The organism is Natrinema sp. CBA1119, assembly GCF_002572525.1.
Classification (GTDB): domain Archaea; phylum Halobacteriota; class Halobacteria; order Halobacteriales; family Natrialbaceae; genus Natrinema.
The window spans coordinates 3,593,670-3,608,452 of sequence record NZ_PDBS01000001.1 but is presented as its reverse complement, the minus strand read 5'-3'; the positions used below and the strand labels follow the sequence as shown (position 1 = coordinate 3,608,452).

Annotated in this window: 15 protein-coding genes and 1 pseudogene; 9 read left to right on the top strand and 7 right to left on the bottom strand. The window is 63.5% G+C overall.

The features are described from left to right. Positions 1 to 153 precede the first annotated feature (153 nt). The 5 genes from CP556_RS17750 (at position 154) to CP556_RS17730 (ending at position 4,345) form a co-directional block, all read left to right on the top strand. The gene (locus CP556_RS17750) at positions 154 to 600 is read left to right on the top strand and encodes a MaoC/PaaZ C-terminal domain-containing protein (protein ID WP_098726821.1); all 447 of its coding nucleotides are present in this window, start codon (positions 154 to 156) and stop codon (positions 598 to 600) included. 121 nt (positions 601 to 721) lie between these two features. Next, positions 722 to 1,870, top strand: a complete 1,149-nt coding sequence (locus CP556_RS17745; protein WP_141551707.1) for a thiolase C-terminal domain-containing protein — start codon at positions 722 to 724, stop codon at positions 1,868 to 1,870. A 1-nt stretch (position 1,871) separates the two neighbouring features. Next, positions 1,872 to 2,270, top strand: coding sequence for a Zn-ribbon domain-containing OB-fold protein (locus CP556_RS17740; RefSeq protein ID WP_098726819.1), 399 nt, complete (start codon positions 1,872 to 1,874; stop codon positions 2,268 to 2,270). 145 nt (positions 2,271 to 2,415) lie between these two features. Continuing rightward, positions 2,416 to 3,621 carry a CaiB/BaiF CoA transferase family protein gene (locus CP556_RS17735; RefSeq protein WP_098726818.1) on the top strand — a complete coding sequence of 402 codons (1,206 nt, stop codon included), beginning with the start codon at positions 2,416 to 2,418 and terminating at the stop codon, positions 3,619 to 3,621. A gap of 154 nt (positions 3,622 to 3,775) precedes the next feature. Continuing rightward, on the top strand, positions 3,776 to 4,345 hold the full coding sequence (locus CP556_RS17730) for a carboxymuconolactone decarboxylase family protein (protein WP_098726817.1): 570 nt from the start codon (positions 3,776 to 3,778) through the stop codon (positions 4,343 to 4,345). A 76-nt stretch (positions 4,346 to 4,421) separates the two neighbouring features. Here CP556_RS17730 and CP556_RS17725 read toward each other — a convergent pair whose 3' ends face one another. Continuing rightward, positions 4,422 to 5,639, bottom strand: a complete 1,218-nt coding sequence (locus CP556_RS17725; protein ID WP_098726816.1) for a CaiB/BaiF CoA transferase family protein — start codon at positions 5,637 to 5,639, stop codon at positions 4,422 to 4,424. A gap of 114 nt (positions 5,640 to 5,753) precedes the next feature. Then, positions 5,754 to 6,902, bottom strand: coding sequence for an acyl-CoA dehydrogenase family protein (locus CP556_RS17720; RefSeq protein WP_218011974.1), 1,149 nt, complete (start codon positions 6,900 to 6,902; stop codon positions 5,754 to 5,756). A 169-nt stretch (positions 6,903 to 7,071) separates the two neighbouring features. Here CP556_RS17720 and CP556_RS17715 point away from each other — a divergent pair, with 169 nt between their 5' ends. After that, positions 7,072 to 7,866: an enoyl-CoA hydratase/isomerase family protein gene (locus CP556_RS17715; RefSeq protein ID WP_098726814.1), complete on the top strand. Its 795-nt coding sequence runs from the start codon at positions 7,072 to 7,074 to the stop codon at positions 7,864 to 7,866. 1 nt (position 7,867) lies between these two features. Here CP556_RS17715 and CP556_RS27320 read toward each other — a convergent pair whose 3' ends face one another. From CP556_RS27320 to CP556_RS17705, 3 genes and pseudogenes are all read right to left on the bottom strand, one after another. After that, complete coding sequence (locus CP556_RS27320) at positions 7,868 to 8,020, bottom strand: SDR family oxidoreductase (protein ID WP_394340746.1); 153 nt, start codon at positions 8,018 to 8,020, stop codon at positions 7,868 to 7,870. 20 nt (positions 8,021 to 8,040) lie between these two features. Further along, a pseudogene (locus CP556_RS27315) lies at positions 8,041 to 8,160 on the bottom strand (SDR family NAD(P)-dependent oxidoreductase); the annotation flags it as partial. 203 nt (positions 8,161 to 8,363) lie between these two features. Beyond that, complete coding sequence (locus CP556_RS17705; protein ID WP_176548232.1) at positions 8,364 to 9,182, bottom strand: enoyl-CoA hydratase/isomerase family protein; 819 nt, start codon at positions 9,180 to 9,182, stop codon at positions 8,364 to 8,366. A gap of 218 nt (positions 9,183 to 9,400) precedes the next feature. On the opposite strand from CP556_RS17705, the gene CP556_RS17700 reads away from it, so the two are divergent. After that, positions 9,401 to 10,180: an enoyl-CoA hydratase/isomerase family protein gene (locus CP556_RS17700; RefSeq protein ID WP_098726811.1), complete on the top strand. Its 780-nt coding sequence runs from the start codon at positions 9,401 to 9,403 to the stop codon at positions 10,178 to 10,180. A 72-nt stretch (positions 10,181 to 10,252) separates the two neighbouring features. Beyond that, positions 10,253 to 10,711 (top strand): MaoC family dehydratase, encoded by a 459-nt coding sequence (locus CP556_RS17695; RefSeq protein ID WP_098726810.1) that lies wholly within the window; start codon positions 10,253 to 10,255, stop codon positions 10,709 to 10,711. 165 nt (positions 10,712 to 10,876) lie between these two features. Here CP556_RS17695 and CP556_RS17690 read toward each other — a convergent pair whose 3' ends face one another. Further along, positions 10,877 to 12,046, bottom strand: coding sequence for an acyl-CoA dehydrogenase family protein (locus CP556_RS17690; protein ID WP_098726809.1), 1,170 nt, complete (start codon positions 12,044 to 12,046; stop codon positions 10,877 to 10,879). Positions 12,047 to 12,175: 129 nt separating this feature from the next. Here CP556_RS17690 and CP556_RS17685 point away from each other — a divergent pair, with 129 nt between their 5' ends. Further along, a complete protein-coding gene (locus tag CP556_RS17685) occupies positions 12,176 to 12,949 on the top strand; it encodes an enoyl-CoA hydratase/isomerase family protein (RefSeq protein ID WP_098726808.1) in 774 nt (257 codons plus the stop codon). 244 nt (positions 12,950 to 13,193) lie between these two features. Here CP556_RS17685 and CP556_RS17680 read toward each other — a convergent pair whose 3' ends face one another. Then, positions 13,194 to 14,747: an AMP-binding protein gene (locus CP556_RS17680; RefSeq protein WP_098726807.1), complete on the bottom strand. Its 1,554-nt coding sequence runs from the start codon at positions 14,745 to 14,747 to the stop codon at positions 13,194 to 13,196. Between the last annotated feature and the right edge of the window lie 36 nt (positions 14,748 to 14,783).

The following is a 14,783-nucleotide window of genomic DNA, read 5'->3' as shown; positions in this document are numbered from 1 at the left end:
CAATGGGTTATCACTTCTTACTCGTCGGTATCGGGAAGGCGCCGGATGCGGATTCGATCTCAGTTCGGCCGCTGCTGACCGCACGCTCGGTGACGGCCGACGGACCAGTTGCACCAAGCTCTATACCCCCTCCCCGCTAGAGTCGACGCGTAGATGAGCGGCAAATACTTCGAGGAGTTCGAGATCGGAGAAATGTTCGAATCGAGAACCCGGACGATCACCGAAGCCGACGTGACGTCCTTCGCGGGTCTCTCGGGTGACTACAACGAGATACACGTCAGCGAGGAGTACGCTGAGGAGACGATCTTCGGCTCTCGGATCGCCCACGGCCCGCTCGTGTTCAGTATCGGGCTCGGGCTGACGACGCAGATCGGCTACACGGAGGGGACCGTCGTCGGTCTCTACGGGATCGACAACATGCGGTTCCCGACCCCCGTTTTCCCGGGCGATACCGTTCGAACGGTCCAGGAAGTCACCGACCTCGAGGAGAAGGAGAAAGGCGGCGTCGTCACGCTCCGGACGACCGTTTCCAATCAGGACGACGACGTCTGCGTCGTCTGGGACCATCGGAAGATGGTCCAGTACGCCGACGACGAGTAACCGAGCCGATCGGCGGTGTCGCGACCACCGGGTCGATCCGAACGACTTCTCTGGCCCGTTTTTCGCGAGCGAGACCCTCGCTTCAACAAGAACTATGTGGTCATGTGGCGGGTAACAGTACATGGGTTCGACACAGCGGGTCGCAGTGACCGGTATCGGGGAATCGCCGATCGGGAAGACGCCGGATATGGATTCGATCAACCTCTATGCGAATGCCTGTCTCGAGGCGGTCGACGACGCCGGCCTCGAGAAAGCGGATATCGACGGACTCGTCACCGGGTACTCACTCGTCGATCCGAAGCTGATGCACAGTACGGTCGTCGCCGATTACCTGGGACTGAATCTCACGTACAACGAGAGCCTTCGACTCGGCGGTGCGACGCCGTTCGTCGGGGTCTGTCACGCTGCGAACGCCGTCCGACAGGGTCAGTGTGAAAACGTCGTCGTCGCGTTCGGCGATAATCGGCGAACGGGATTCTCCAAGGGCGACGACGGGGTCAGCAGTCTCGCGACGGAGGTCGGGCACCCCGAGTTCGAGAACCCGTTCGGGCCGCTGGTGCCGTCGATGTACGCGCTGATCGCACAGAAGCACATGGCGACGTACGGAACGACCGCGGAAGAGCTCGCAACGGTCGCGGTCGCCTGCCGCGAACACGCGTCGATGCGCGGGGCCGGACAGCACACCGAACCGATAGACGTCGACGATGTCCTCTCCTCGGGGCTGATTTCGTCGCCGCTGCACAAACTCGAGTGCGCGTTGATCAGCGACTGTGCCGGCGCCGTGGTCGTGTCCTCGGCCGATGCGGCCGAGGAGACGCGAGCCCCAGTCGAGCTGACCGGCTACGGGGAGGGACACGGGTCGGAGTACATCCACAGACGCGACGACCTGCTGGAGACGCCCGCGGCAGCGAGCGGGACGACGGCGTTCGAGATGGCCGATCGCACCCCCGACGATGTCGACGTCGCGCAGTTGTACGACTGCTTTACGATCACGCCGCTCCTCCTCCTCGAGGATCTCGGATTCTGCGAGAAAGGCGAAAGCGGCTCGTTCGTTCGCGAGCGGGGAATCACGATCGACGGCGAACTACCGGTGAACACGCACGGCGGGGAACTCTCCTACGCCGGTGCGGGCGTCTTTCACATTCTCGAGGCCGCACGCCAGATCAGAGGGGATGCAGCGGAGACGCAGGTGGACGCCGATCTCGCGCTCGCTCACGGCGTCGGCGGCGTCCTGTCTACGAACGCGACGCTGCTGATGGAGGCGTGGTAAAATGGCCGACAAACCCGTCCCGACGCCGTCGGAAGACACGGCCCGATTCTGGGACGCTTGCAACGACGGGCGGTTCATCGTCCAGCGATGTACCGACTGCGGTCACGAGCGATTTTACCCGGCGGCCGCCTGCCCGAACTGCTGGCACACGGCGTCCGAAGAAGTCGAACTGGACGGGAGCGGAACCGTCGAATCGTTCACCGTCGTCCACCGCGCTCCGACGGAGGCGTTCGAGGGGGAGACACCGTACGTCGTCGCGCTCGTCGCGATGGGGGCTGATGTGACGGTGATGGCGAACGTCCTCGCGGAGCCGGCGGCCGTCTCCGTCGGCGATCCGGTGGAGCTGATCTGGGAGGAACGCGGCGACCAGCAGCTGTACCAGTTCGAACTCGCGGAGTGATCGCTGTCGGTTTTTCAGACTTTCCGTCCAGTACTGACGGAGTCGATACCCATCCCGATCGGTGTCGTCGGTATCACGGCCCCGTCACGGCGACCAGTGGGTTTCGCTCCCAAACACTTACCCCAGATCAAGAGTAGGGACAGGTATGGAGGCAGCGAAATCCCCTGAGACGGACGTGTTACCCCTCGACGGAATCACCGTTGTCGATCTGACCCAGGTCGCAGCCGGCCCGTTCGCGACGATGGCCCTCGGCGACCTCGGCGCGGAAGTGATCAAGATCGAAGCGGTCGGACGCGGCGACCGAAGTCGGGACATTCAGCCCACACCAGCCTACTTCGACACCCTGAATCGGAACAAGTACAGCGTCGCCATCGATCTCAAGAGCGACGCGGGGCAGGAAGCGGCTCAGCGGCTCGTCGCCGACGCCGACGTGTTCATCGAGAGCACGAAACCGGGACGCGCCGAGTCGTTCGGACTCGGATACGAGACCGTGTCCGAACTGAATCCGGAGCTCATCTACTGTTCGATCTCCGGATTCGGCCGCGACAGCCCGTACGAGGACCTGCCGGCGTGGGACATGCTGATCCAGGGAATGAGCGGGATCATGAGCATCACCGGCGAAGAAGGCGGGGAACCGCTGTGGTCGGGGCTTCCCAGCGGCGACCTCATCGCCGGTTCGTATGCTAGCCAGAGCGTTCTCGCCGCGCTGTACGCTCGAGAGCGAGGCCGCATCGACGGCGAGTGGATCGAAGTCCCCATGTTGGACGCCGCCATCACCTGGCTCACCGCTCGCGCCGGCTACACGTTCGGCTACGACGAGCCGTTCCCGCGACTCGGCACGCACCACCCGTCGATCGTCCCCTTCGGAAAGTACGACTGCGCCGACGGACCGATCATCATCGCAGCGGGGACGCCGGACTTCTGGCGCGGCTTCTGCCGCGCGCTCGAGCGGCCGGAGCTGCTCGAGGACGACCGGTTCGCCACGATGGAAGACCGGGTCGAAAACCGGGAGGAACTGGACGACATCCTCGAACCGATTCTGGAATCGGAACCGAGCGAGTACTGGATCGATCGCCTTCACGCGGAAACCGTTCCCGCCGGCCCGATTTACGATACGAAAACGGTCTGGGAGGACGACCACGTGAAACAGCGCGAACTCCATCAGGTCATGGAACGCGACGACCGGGAGGACGCGGACGTGATCGATCAACCCGTCCACTTCGCCCAGCTCGGGACCCAACTCGAGGTCGCACCCCAGCAGTTGGGAGAGAGCACCGACTCGATCCTCGAGCGCCACGGCTACTCGGCGGACGAACTCTCCCAGCTTCGCGAGGACGGCGTCATCCAGTAGTGGACCGGGACCGGAACCGGGGCCGTAACGAGGTGACGGAGGCCCGCAGCTATTCCGGGGGTGACTGACGGTGACCCATGACCGCGTCTGGCGTCGATCGGCCCCATCCCGCTCGGGACCGAAGAACTAAGTCGATTTGTGGCCCCTCTCAGGTATGGCTCGCATCCCGCTCCCGCGACAGTCGGCTCTCCCGGCGGAGTATCAGTATCTCCTGAGCGAAGACGCGCTCGGCGAACTCGAATTGCTGCAGGCGATCGGCTCCAACCCGCCGGTCCTCCAGACGTACATGCGCCACGGGACCGCACTGTGGGAACACGCCGGACTTACCTCACGGGAGGTCGAACTGGTTATTCTGACGATCGCTCGAGAACTGGAAAACGAGTACGAGTGGCACCAGCACGTCGGCCTCGCTCGAGACGTCGGCGTCGAGCACGAGGAGATCAGAGCGATCGGCACCGACCGCGTCGACGAGTTCGACACCGCCGACAGCGCGTTGCTCAGGTACGCGAAACTCGCTGTGAGACGGTCGGTCGACGACGAGGCGCACGCGGAGATCGGTGCCCACTTCGACGACGAGACGATCGCGGGTATGGCGTCGCTGGTCGGCCACTACCTCGGCACTGCCGTCGTCATCGACGCGCTCTCGTTGCGTCCGGAGACCGCGTTCGTCGGCTGGGAGCCCGACGACGAGACGATCGAGACGTACGATCGCGACGACGAGTAGGTCGTGACTCTCGATCGACGGCACGCGTTCACCCCTGGAACTGCTCGTCCGACTCAGTCATCGGACGACCTTGACCTCACTCGTTATTCGCTGACTCGTCGCCGAACGCGCCGTTCGCCTCGAGTTCGGCGTACCGATCGCTCAGTCCGACCGATTCGAAAATAGCCGCCGTGTTTTCGCCGAGATTCGGGGGGTCGCGACGGTGTGAGACGCCGATGTCGGTCCCCGCCAACGGCGTGAGCATCGCCTGAACCGTTTCGTCGTCGTCCGACTGAGTCTCCACGAGGAGGTCCAGCGCAGTCAGGTGCGGATCGTCGAGCAGTTCCGACGGGTGATTGACGGGAGCTGATGGGACGCCGGCGTCCAGTAGCGCGTCGACCACCGCCGATCGATCGCGGCCGCGAAGCGTCTCCTGAATCAGATCGTAGAGCGTGTCGTCGTTCTCCTGTCGCCCCTCGTTCGTCTCGAAGCGCTCGTCCGCGAGCAACTCCGGCGCGTCGATGGCCTCGCAAAACGCGGGCCAGTGGCGTTCGGTGATGACGCCGACGAATAGCCACTCGTCCGGTTCGGTCTCGAACACATCGTAGAGGCCGAACGCGGGATGGGAGGAGCCCAGCGGCGGATGGTCGCCGAAGAGCTGCGCGAAGATCGTCCAGTAGTGAGACCAGTGAGAGGCCGTTTCGAAGAGCCCGGCGTCGATCTTTTGGCCCGTCCCGGTCGTTTCGCGCATCCACAGCGCCAGCATCGCCCCGAACGCACCGTAGACGCCGGTTCCGATATCGATCACCGACGTTCCCGCCCGAAGCGGCTTTCCGCCCGGCTGGCCGGTCATCCGCATCATCCCCGACATGGCCTGGCCGACGACGTCCATCCCCGGCCGGTCCTCGTACGGGCCCCCCTGCAGGAAGCCGGCGATGGAGACGTAAATCAGGTCGTCGCGATCGTCGCTGAGCGCGTCGTACCCGATACCCAGTCGTTCGGTGACGCCGGGTCGGAGGTTCTCGACGACGATATCGGCCACCGCGACGAGTTCGTGGTAGGCCTCGCGTCCGGCGTCGCTCTGGAGATCGATCGTCGCGCTGCGTTTGTTTCGGTTGAGCGCCGTAAAGATCGCGTCGCCGGAGTCGCCGGACTGGCGAATCATGTCGCCGGTTCCGGGCCGTTCGACTTTGATCACGTCGGCACCGAGATCGCCGAGCATGAGTCCCGTGAAGGGTGCGGCGACGAGGTTGCCGAGTTCGACGACGGTGATTCCGGACAGCGGAAGTTGCCTTGCTGATTCAGTAGTTGTCATCGTATGCGTGTTCGTCTCTGACGATGTAATTCTCGGTGTTGAATCGTACTACACTCGTCGGTCGGTCGGTAGCCCGTCGGCGTTCGGCCTCGCGGCGTCCCGACGAATGACGACTCATCGATTCTCGAGCATATCGCTCGCGATGATGGAGCGCTGGATCTCGCTGGTCCCGCCGCCGATGGTGGAAATCTTCCCCTCGCGCCAGTAGCGTTCCATGTCGTTCTCGGGGAGAAATCCGGCACCGCCCATGATCTGCATCCCCTGCTGCGCGACCGTCTGAAACGTCTCGCTGGCCTTGAGTTTGGCCTGTGCGGCGAGGCGACGAGGGCTGGTGCCATGATCGATGTGTTCCGCCGCGTGGTACACGAGTTGGCGCGCGGCGTCGACCTCCGTCTGCATGTCCGCGAGCCGGTGTTTGATGGTCTGGAACTCGGCGATCGAGGTGCCGAACTGTTCCCGTTCCAGCGCGTACTCGAGCGCCGTGTCGACGACCGTCTGGGCGTTGCCAACCATCGCGGCCGAAATCTGGGTCCGTTCGTTCGCGAAATGGTCCGTGAGTATCTCCCAGCCCTGTCCTTCCGCGCCGAGGCGGTTCTCGGCGGTCACCCGGACGTCGTCGAAGAAGACCTGATTCGTGCCCGTCGCCTTGCGAACGACGGTGTCGAGTTTGGTCATCTCGATACCGTCGAGGTCGTTCGGAACGAGGAGCGCGCTGATCCCCTCGTGTTTCTCCGCGTCCGGATCGGTCCGAACGTACAAGTTGATGATGTTTCCGTCGACGTGAGCGGCCGACTGCCACATCTTCTCTCCGTTGACGACGTAGTGGTCGCCGTCCCGTTCAGCTCTCGTCTGCAGACTCGCGGCGTCGCTTCCGGTGCCGGATTCGGAGACGCCGATCGAGAACCGAACCTCGCCGTCGAGCAACTTCGGAATGAACCGTTGTTTCTGTTCTTCGGTCCCATACTCGATGAGGTTTCCGTACGAAAACGACGAGATAGCGACCGGGATGCCGAGATCGTAGCCGTACTTGCCCAGCGCCTCGAGCAGGATCACCTGTTCGATCATATCGCCGCCCTGCCCGCCGTACTCCTCCGGGACGAGCAACCCGATCCAGTCGTTTTCGACGACACCGTCGTAGATTCGGTGTGGATACTCCCGGTTCGCGTAGCACTCCCGACAGTACTCGACGCCGATTTTCTCGTCCATGAACTCGTGGACGATGTCCCGCCACATTCGGAGGGATGGATTGTTATCAATTATCACGGTATACCGTTCTGCAACCGGAACCATATCTGTTACGCTGCCGCCGGTGTGCGTCACGACTCACTGCGACGCGGGACAGTGAACGAGCGCCTCTCGAGTTCGATCGACGGTCCCGGTCGTGCAGCGATCGAGGGAAAACGTTATTCCTCGACGTTCCGTGGACTCTCTCATGTCCGATGACGTAGTTACTGCCACCGTTATGGAAGGAGTCGGTCGCATGCAAATCGAACGTCCGGAGAGCCTGAACGCGTTCACCCCGCGCGTCCTCGAGGAGTTACACGACGCGATTCGGTCGTTCGAAGCGGACGACGACGTCCGTTCGATCCTGTTCACGGCCGCCGGTGACAAGGCGTTCTGCGCCGGCGTCGATCTCGGGGACGAAGGCGGGCTCTCGGAATCGACGCCGGAGGCGCTGGATACCGTCCACCGAGCACAGCGTGTGCTCAAGGCGCTCCGACGCACGCCGCTTCCCGTCGTCGGCGGCGTCAACGGCTACGCGATGGGTGCCGGGATGGATCTCGCGCTGGGCTGTGACATCCGAGTGGTCCGAGCCGACGCCGAACTGAGCCAATCGTACGTGAACGTGGGGCTGTCGCCGGGGGACGGCGGCGCGTACATGCTTCCCCGTCTCGTCGGCGAAGAGGTCGCGAAGGACTTGATCTTCTCCGGTCGTCGCGTCTCCGGGACGGAGGCCAAGGAACTGGGCATCGCCTCGACGGTCGTCGATGGAGACGCCGAGCGCACTCGAGAGGTCGCCTTCGACCGGGCCCGCGAGCTAGCGGACGGGCCCACCGTCGCGCTCGGGAACGCGAAGCAACTCGTCAACGAGGCCCACGACGTCAACATGGAGACGGGGCTCGAGCACGCGATCGAGGCGCTCGGCGAGTGTCGCGAAACGGACGACCACGCGGAGGCCATCGCCGCGTTCGACGAAAAACGAGAGCCCGATTTCCGGGGCGAGTAACCTACCCGACCATCGTTAGCCCGCCGGAGACGCTCAGCACCTGGCCGGTGACGAACGCCGCGTCGTCCGATGCCACGAACGCGACGCCACCCGCGATGTCCTCCGGTTCCGCCATCCGTCCGAAGGGGTTCTGATCCGCCATGCTACCGAGGATCTTGGCCCCCAGTTCCCGATCAACGAGACCGTTTCGTCGGCGTTCGCTTCGTCGATGTCGTTCACCACGACGACCGCGCTCTCCTCGGCGAGTCGCCGTGCGATACCGCGACCGATATCGCGGCCGCTCCCGGTGACGATGACGCGCTTGTCGCTGAGTCAACGCATACTGTTCACCAATGATAACACACCGCACAACGATTGCGGTCGAACGAATACTTGACGCCGAAGATCCGACGTTCGAACCCGTATGCGGCCGATAGAACCCATTACGGCCGATCGAACCGGATACGATCGCTCGAGTCCGGACGGCAGCCGATCGAATTCCGCTCCCGACCGCGGCGTCACTCCCTGTCCACGGGTTGCGATCCGGTGAACGATCGCGGAGTCTGTTCCTCCCTGTCGACGAACGCCTCGGCGCGGTCGCGGAACTCCTCGGAGTCCCAGACCGCGGCCGTCATGTCTCGAGCCATCTCCTGATTGACCATGCCGATGTTCGTCCAGGTCTTCATGATCGTCTTGATGGCGCGGTACGCCTGCGGGCTTTTGTTGGAGACAATGTCGTTCGCGAGGGAGACCGCCTCGTCTCGAGCGCCCCCGTCATCGACGACGCGGTTGACCAGTCCCCACTCCTGCATCTGCGACGCGGGATACATCTCCCCGAGCAGCAGCATCTCTCGCGCCCGTTTCTCACCGACGAGCAGCGGGAGCAGTTGCACGCCGCCGCCGGCAGCGGTCGAGCCGACACCGACTTCGGGCTGCCCGAACTTGGCCGATTCGCCCGCGACGATCAGGTCACACCCCATCGCGAGCTCGTTGCCGCCGGCGGCGCAAACCCCTTCGATGGCGGCGACCGTGGGCTTGCCCGTGTCCCTGAGTACGTCGATCGTCTCGAAGTACTGGCTCATCCAGCGCGTTCCCTCCTCGAACGCCATCTCGGTTAGATCGCCGAGGTCGGCTCCCGAACAGAAGACATCGCCAGTCGTCCCGAGGACGATCGCATCGATCTCCGCGTCGCGGTCGGCCGCCGTGAAGGCGTCGTCTAACTCCTGGATCGTCCGCAGATCGAGCGTGTTGTGCTGGGCCTCGTTATCGAGCGAGACGCGGGCGATTCTGTCGTTCGTCTCGGCCGTCGTCACCGATATATTGTCAAAGGATGACATACAATGGAGGTCACGGTAGCCGTCGCAATAATTACTTTGTCCCATTCGATCGCTATCGGGAAGATGGGCCAGTACACGCTACTATCGCCCCTCGAGTCGACTGGACAGGCTGATAACGCCGTGATCGGACCGATGCCGCCGCAATCTACGTCCGCTCGTCCGCGACTCGCGTGACCGCGGCACAAAGGTTAACGTGTATTTCCCGTGAACTCGTGAGCATGTCCGTAACCCTCGACCGCGATACCGACCTGAATAACGTCGCCCACCTCCGACTGGACTTCGGCGATCTGAACCTGTTCTCTCCCGACGCGATCGTTACCCTCCGTGATCGGGTCGAAACCGTCTCCGACGACGTTTCGGTCCTCACTATCGGCCCCGATGCCGACGACGGCGTCGGCGGACTGACCGCCGGTCTGAAGCTCGACGAGGTGAAGGACTACTCCGTCTCCGAAGCGCGGGCGATGCTGACGAACCTGTACGAACTCATGCAAGGGGTCCGGAACCTCGACGCAGTCACCGTCTGTCGGTGTGGCGAGTACGCGCTCGGCGGCGGGCTCGAGCTCGCGATGTCGTGTGACTTTCGCGTCGCGACCGAGGACGCCGCGCTCGGACTCCCGGAGATCGACGCGGGGCTCGTCACCGGCATCCAGGGCGGACTCCTCGTTCGACTGGTCGGTCTTCAGGCCGCAAAGGAGATCGTCTACACGGGTGAACCGGTTTCCGGGCTGGACGCCGAGGAACTCGGGTTAGTCAACCGGGCGGTCGCGCCGGACGCGTACGACGAGACCGTCGACCACCTCGTCGAAACGCTGGCGAGCAAGAGTCCGCGCATCATCCAGTGGCAGACGCAGGTCTTTCGGGCGCTCCGATCGAACGGCGTCGAATCGGGTATCGATCACAGCCTCGAGACGATCGCCGCCTGTTTCGATACGTACGATCAACAGGAGGCGATGACGGCGTTCCTCGAGAACCGGGAGCCGGAGTTTCAGGGGCGGTAAGCGGTCCGGCGATCCGAACGCGACGACGGAAACGACGCTAGCTATTTATCGGTCGCTTTCGTCGGACCGTCCATGCCGAAGTTATTCGAAGACCTGGACGAAGGAGAGACGTTCGAGAGCGGAACGCACACGGTGACGAAATCGGAGATCGTCTCGTTCGCGGAACAGTTCGATCCGCAGCCGTTTCACGTCGACGAAGCGGCGGCCGAGGACTCGATGTTCGGCGGGTTAGTCGCCAGCGGACTGCACACGCTCAGTCTCGCAACCCGGCTGACCGTCGACGACTGCCTCAGCGAAATAGCAAACATGGGCGGTAGCGGCATGGACGAACTTCGGTGGTACACGCCGGTTCGTCCCGGCGACACGCTCACCGTTCGCGCGGAGATCCTCGAGAAGACGCCGAGCGACAGCCACTCTGATCGCGGATACGTCGACTTCAAGCGTCGGGTCTATAACGACGACGGAGACGAAGTGATGTCGGTCATCTCGCACAACATCGTTCGGCGACGAGCGGCCGACGAGGACAGCTGACCGTCCACGAGCGGGGGTCCGCTGTCAGTCCGGTGTGATACCGCTCGAGGTTCTTCCCGCTCGAAGTCGTGCGGCGGTTCGAAGTCCTGTTCCCGATCGAAGGCCTGAAGCCGTCAAAACGACCGATAACGCGTCTCTGGCGGAAATGGCGGTATCCGTGCTGACTCAGTAAGAGCGCGGAAGATCGAGGACGTGCTGTGCGATGTAGTTTTTGACCATCTCGTTCGAGATCGGTGCGAGCACGTTGATCATGACTTCGCGCCAGTATCGCTCCACGTCGTACTCCCTCGCGTACCCCATTCCGCCGTGAACGCGAACGGCGCGCTCGCAGGCCTCGATCGCGTCCTCGCTCGCGCGGAGTTTGACGGCGTTAGCCTCTGGACCCGAATTTTTGTCGTTGTCGTACAGCCACGCGGCCTTCCGAATCATCAGTTCCGCCTGCGTCAGTTTGGTCCACGAGTCCGCGAGCGGATGCTGAATCGCCTGATAGGTGCCGATGGAGTTGTCGAAGACTTCGCGCTCCCTGGCGTAGGATGCGGCCGTCTCGAGTGCGGCCTGTCCGGTTCCGACGGCGTTGGCAGCGATGCTGATCCGCTCGGAGTTCGCGAACGAGAGGAGGTATTTGAACCCGTTTCCTTCCTCGCCGATTCGATCCGCGGCCGGAACGCGGAAGTCGTCGAACCAGACCTCGTTCGAGTCCGCCGCGCCGCGGCCGGCCTTCGGGATCTCGCTCACGTCGACGCTGTCCATGTCCTTGTTGAACTCGGTGAAAAACAGCGTGAGGCCGCCGAACCGGTCGCTCGACTCGCGCGGTTGCGTCCGCGCGAGGAGCATGATGACGTCCGCCTCCTGCGCCTTCGAGGTCCAAATCTTCTGGCCGTTCACGACGTATTCGTCGCCGTCTCGCTCCGCGAACGTCTCGATCTGTGACGTATCGGTCCCCGCGTTCGGTTCCGTGACGCCCGTACAGACCATGACCGCTCCATCGGCGATATCCGGCAGGTACCGTTCCTTGTGATCGTCCGACCCGTACTCCACCAGCGGGGCAGCGCTGAAGACGTGGTGTGACGTGATCGACGTGCCGGCCATCGCAGCGCCGGAGCGGGCGATCTCCTGCTGGATGATGCTCGCCTCCTGAACGCCGTACCCCTGTCCGCCGTACTCCTCCGGAATCGTGACGCCGCACCAGCCGCCGTCGGCGAACTCCTCGTAGAACTCCCACCCGAACTCGTGTTGCATGTCCTTTTCGCGCCAGTACTCGTCGCCGAATTGGTCGCAGAGGTCCTGAATCTCGCTTCTGATGAGTCGTTGCTCATCGCTGAGCTCGAAGTCCATACTATGTCAGTTTCGGGAAGCGGACTTATAGGCACCGGTGGTCGGAACTCCGAACACTCGTTTCGCGGCTTCCGGGCCGTACTGCTGGCAATGCTAACGACTAACTAGCGACCGGTCGTAGGGCCACTGATGTCCGAGAAGGTCCTGCTCGACGTTTCGGATCGAATAGCCACGCTAACCGTCAACAATCCCGACAAACGGAACGCGATGGATCGGGAAACACGGACCGCGCTCCGCGGCCGGCTCGACGATATCGACGCGAACGACGATATCGGGGTCGTCGTCCTCCGGGGAAAAGGCGACTCGTACATCGCCGGCGGCGACATCGAGGCGTTCGCCGAGTTCGACCGAGTCGACGCGCTCGAGTACCTGACGAACTACGGGCAGGGACTGTACAACGACGTCGCTGATCTCACCGTGCCGACGATTGCCGCGATCGACGGCTACGCCTTCGGCGGCGGTCTGGAAGTCTCGCTCGCCTGTGATCTGCGCGTCGCGACGCCGGACGCGACGGTCGGGCTCCCGGAAGTCGGCCTCGGGATCCTCCCCGGCGGTGGCGGCACCCAGCGCCTCGCCCACGTCGCGGGTGCCGGCGTCGCGAAGGATCTCATCTTCACCGGCCGTGCGGTCGACGCCGAGGAGGCCGCGACTCTCGGGATCGTCAACCGCGTCTACGAACCGGACGAGTTCGACGACTCCGTCCGCGAGTTAGCGGAAACCATCGCCGCGAACGCGCCCTTGGCGCTCCGACTGGCGAAGGAGTCGATCAACCGCGGGCTGGACGACGAAGGGGGGCTCGATTTCGAGCGGATCGCGTGTGCGTTCCTGTTCGGGACGGCGGACCAGCAGGAGGGCGCAGAAGCGTTCCTCGAGAAGCGCGATCCGGCCTTCGAGGGGCGTTGATACCGGGGGCGCAGACGTTCCGGCGTTCCGCGCCAGTTACCCTCGAACCGCGATGGGGGATCCGAGACGATTCGCATTATCGATCGACCGTTGGGCGTGAGTACGATGAAGGCGAGGACGCGTTACGAGTGCGTTCCGAACGGGGTGCGCCAGTGTCGATTGCGATCCCCGATCTGTGACCGGTTACTGACAGCGTGGTACCGAATTCGCTGAAACCGGTGATAGCGCCGCGTTCAACCCGAAATCAGTCGTCCTTCGCCTCTCGATCCCAGTGATCCGGGCTCTCCGCCTTCTCTCGAGTTCGAAGGTTCTCCTTCTGGATTTTGCCCGTCGGCGTGTACGGAAACTCCTCGACGAACTCGATGTACCGCGGCAATTTAAACGGTGCGAGGTCATCTCGACACCGGTCGACGATCGCCGCTTCGGAGAGTTCGCGATCCGCCTCGACCCGAACGAGCGCCTTCACGACCTCGGTGTAGAACTCATCCGGGCTCGGGATGACGGCGACTTCGTCGACCGCGTCGAGGGACTTGATGACGCCCTCGACCTCGTACGAGGAGATGTTCTCGCCCCCTCGTCGGACGATGTCCTTCTTCCGGTCTAGGAAGTAGACGAACCCGTCCTCGTCGATCTTCCCGTAGTCGCCGGTGTAGAACCAGCCGTCGACGATCGCCTCGGCGGTCTTCTCCGGCTGGCGATGGTAACCGGCCATCACCGCCGGGCACCGCTGGACGATTTCGCCCCGTTCACCGCGCGGAACGTCGGTTCCGTCCTCGTCGACTATTCGAATTCGCTTTTCGGCCGGCGGCAGTCCGATACTACCGATGCGGCGCTTGCCCTCGTCGACGGGGTTGAGCACCAACAGCGGATCCTCGGTGAGGGAGTAGCCTTCGACGACCCGCAGACCGAATCGCTCCTCGAACGATTCGATGAGCTCCGGCGGCGTCCCCGCCGAAAAGACCCGGTCGACCGGGTTGTCCGCGTCGTCGTCGGATTCGGGGCGATTATCCAGCATCTTCAGCATACTTCCCATGGCGTTGAACTCGGTGACATCGTGCGCTCGGCACCACTCCCACCAGCGGGAGGAGGAGAACCGCTCGTAAATGACGACCGCCGCGCCCGCCGCGGCTGCTCCGAGCAGCGAGTACACCTGGGCGTTCGCGTGGAAGAGAGGAAGCGCCGTCAGTAGCGTGTCCGCGCCCGTCAGTCCCATCCGCTTCTGGAAATCGACGGCGCTCACCGTCCAGTTTTCGTGCTGGCACTCGACGGCCTTCGGCGGGCCGGTCGTCCCCGACGTGTACATGTGGAGGCCGATCGACTCGGCGTTACCGTCGTGGGTCGGACGCGCCGGCGACTGCTCGTCGGCCGCCGCCGGTAACGCGTCGTACCCCTCGACGGGGTCTACTGTCACGATTCGATCGACGGTCGTCTCGTCCGTCGCTTCGACGGCGACCTCGAGCAGGTCGGCCGTCGTCGCCAGAACCGACGGCCGCGAGAGCTCGACCGAGTGGCGGAGTTCGGACGCCGTGTACTGGGGATTGGCAGGGGCCGTAACGCTATCGAGGTAGGCGTTCGCGAACAGCAAAAACACGAATTCGGGCCGGTTCGGAAGGAACACGCCGACCCGATCACCGGATTCCACACCGAACGCCGAGAGCGCGTTCGCGTATCGTTTCGATCTGTCGGCAACCGCCTCGAACGTCCAGTCGGCCGGTCCGTCGTCGTCGGGAACCGTCACGAACGGTTTTTCCGGCGTCTTTTCTACCCGCGACTCGAGGAGTTGCTCGATTCGCATCATCGTTCTATGTGGTACGGTAACGTCTACTAATACCGT

Excerpts from the sequence above, each read along its gene's own strand:
- CP556_RS17730 (WP_098726817.1), top strand. The coding sequence starts at position 3,776 with ATGGCTCGCATCCCGCTCCCGCGACAGTCGGCTCTCCCGGCGGAGTAT.
- CP556_RS17745 (WP_141551707.1), top strand. The coding sequence starts at position 722 with ATGGGTTCGACACAGCGGGTCGCAGTGACCGGTATCGGGGAATCGCCG.
- CP556_RS17705 (WP_176548232.1), bottom strand. The coding sequence starts at position 9,182 with ATGTCATCCTTTGACAATATATCGGTGACGACGGCCGAGACGAACGAC.
- CP556_RS17695 (WP_098726810.1), top strand. The coding sequence starts at position 10,253 with ATGCCGAAGTTATTCGAAGACCTGGACGAAGGAGAGACGTTCGAGAGC.
- CP556_RS17735 (WP_098726818.1), top strand. The coding sequence starts at position 2,416 with ATGGAGGCAGCGAAATCCCCTGAGACGGACGTGTTACCCCTCGACGGA.
- CP556_RS17725 (WP_098726816.1), bottom strand. The coding sequence starts at position 5,639 with ATGACAACTACTGAATCAGCAAGGCAACTTCCGCTGTCCGGAATCACC.
- CP556_RS17680 (WP_098726807.1), bottom strand. The coding sequence starts at position 14,747 with ATGATGCGAATCGAGCAACTCCTCGAGTCGCGGGTAGAAAAGACGCCG.
- CP556_RS17685 (WP_098726808.1), top strand. The coding sequence starts at position 12,176 with ATGTCCGAGAAGGTCCTGCTCGACGTTTCGGATCGAATAGCCACGCTA.
- CP556_RS17700 (WP_098726811.1), top strand. The coding sequence starts at position 9,401 with ATGTCCGTAACCCTCGACCGCGATACCGACCTGAATAACGTCGCCCAC.
- CP556_RS17740 (WP_098726819.1), top strand. The coding sequence starts at position 1,872 with ATGGCCGACAAACCCGTCCCGACGCCGTCGGAAGACACGGCCCGATTC.
- CP556_RS17715 (WP_098726814.1), top strand. The coding sequence starts at position 7,072 with ATGTCCGATGACGTAGTTACTGCCACCGTTATGGAAGGAGTCGGTCGC.
- CP556_RS17690 (WP_098726809.1), bottom strand. The coding sequence starts at position 12,046 with ATGGACTTCGAGCTCAGCGATGAGCAACGACTCATCAGAAGCGAGATT.
- CP556_RS17750 (WP_098726821.1), top strand. The coding sequence starts at position 154 with ATGAGCGGCAAATACTTCGAGGAGTTCGAGATCGGAGAAATGTTCGAA.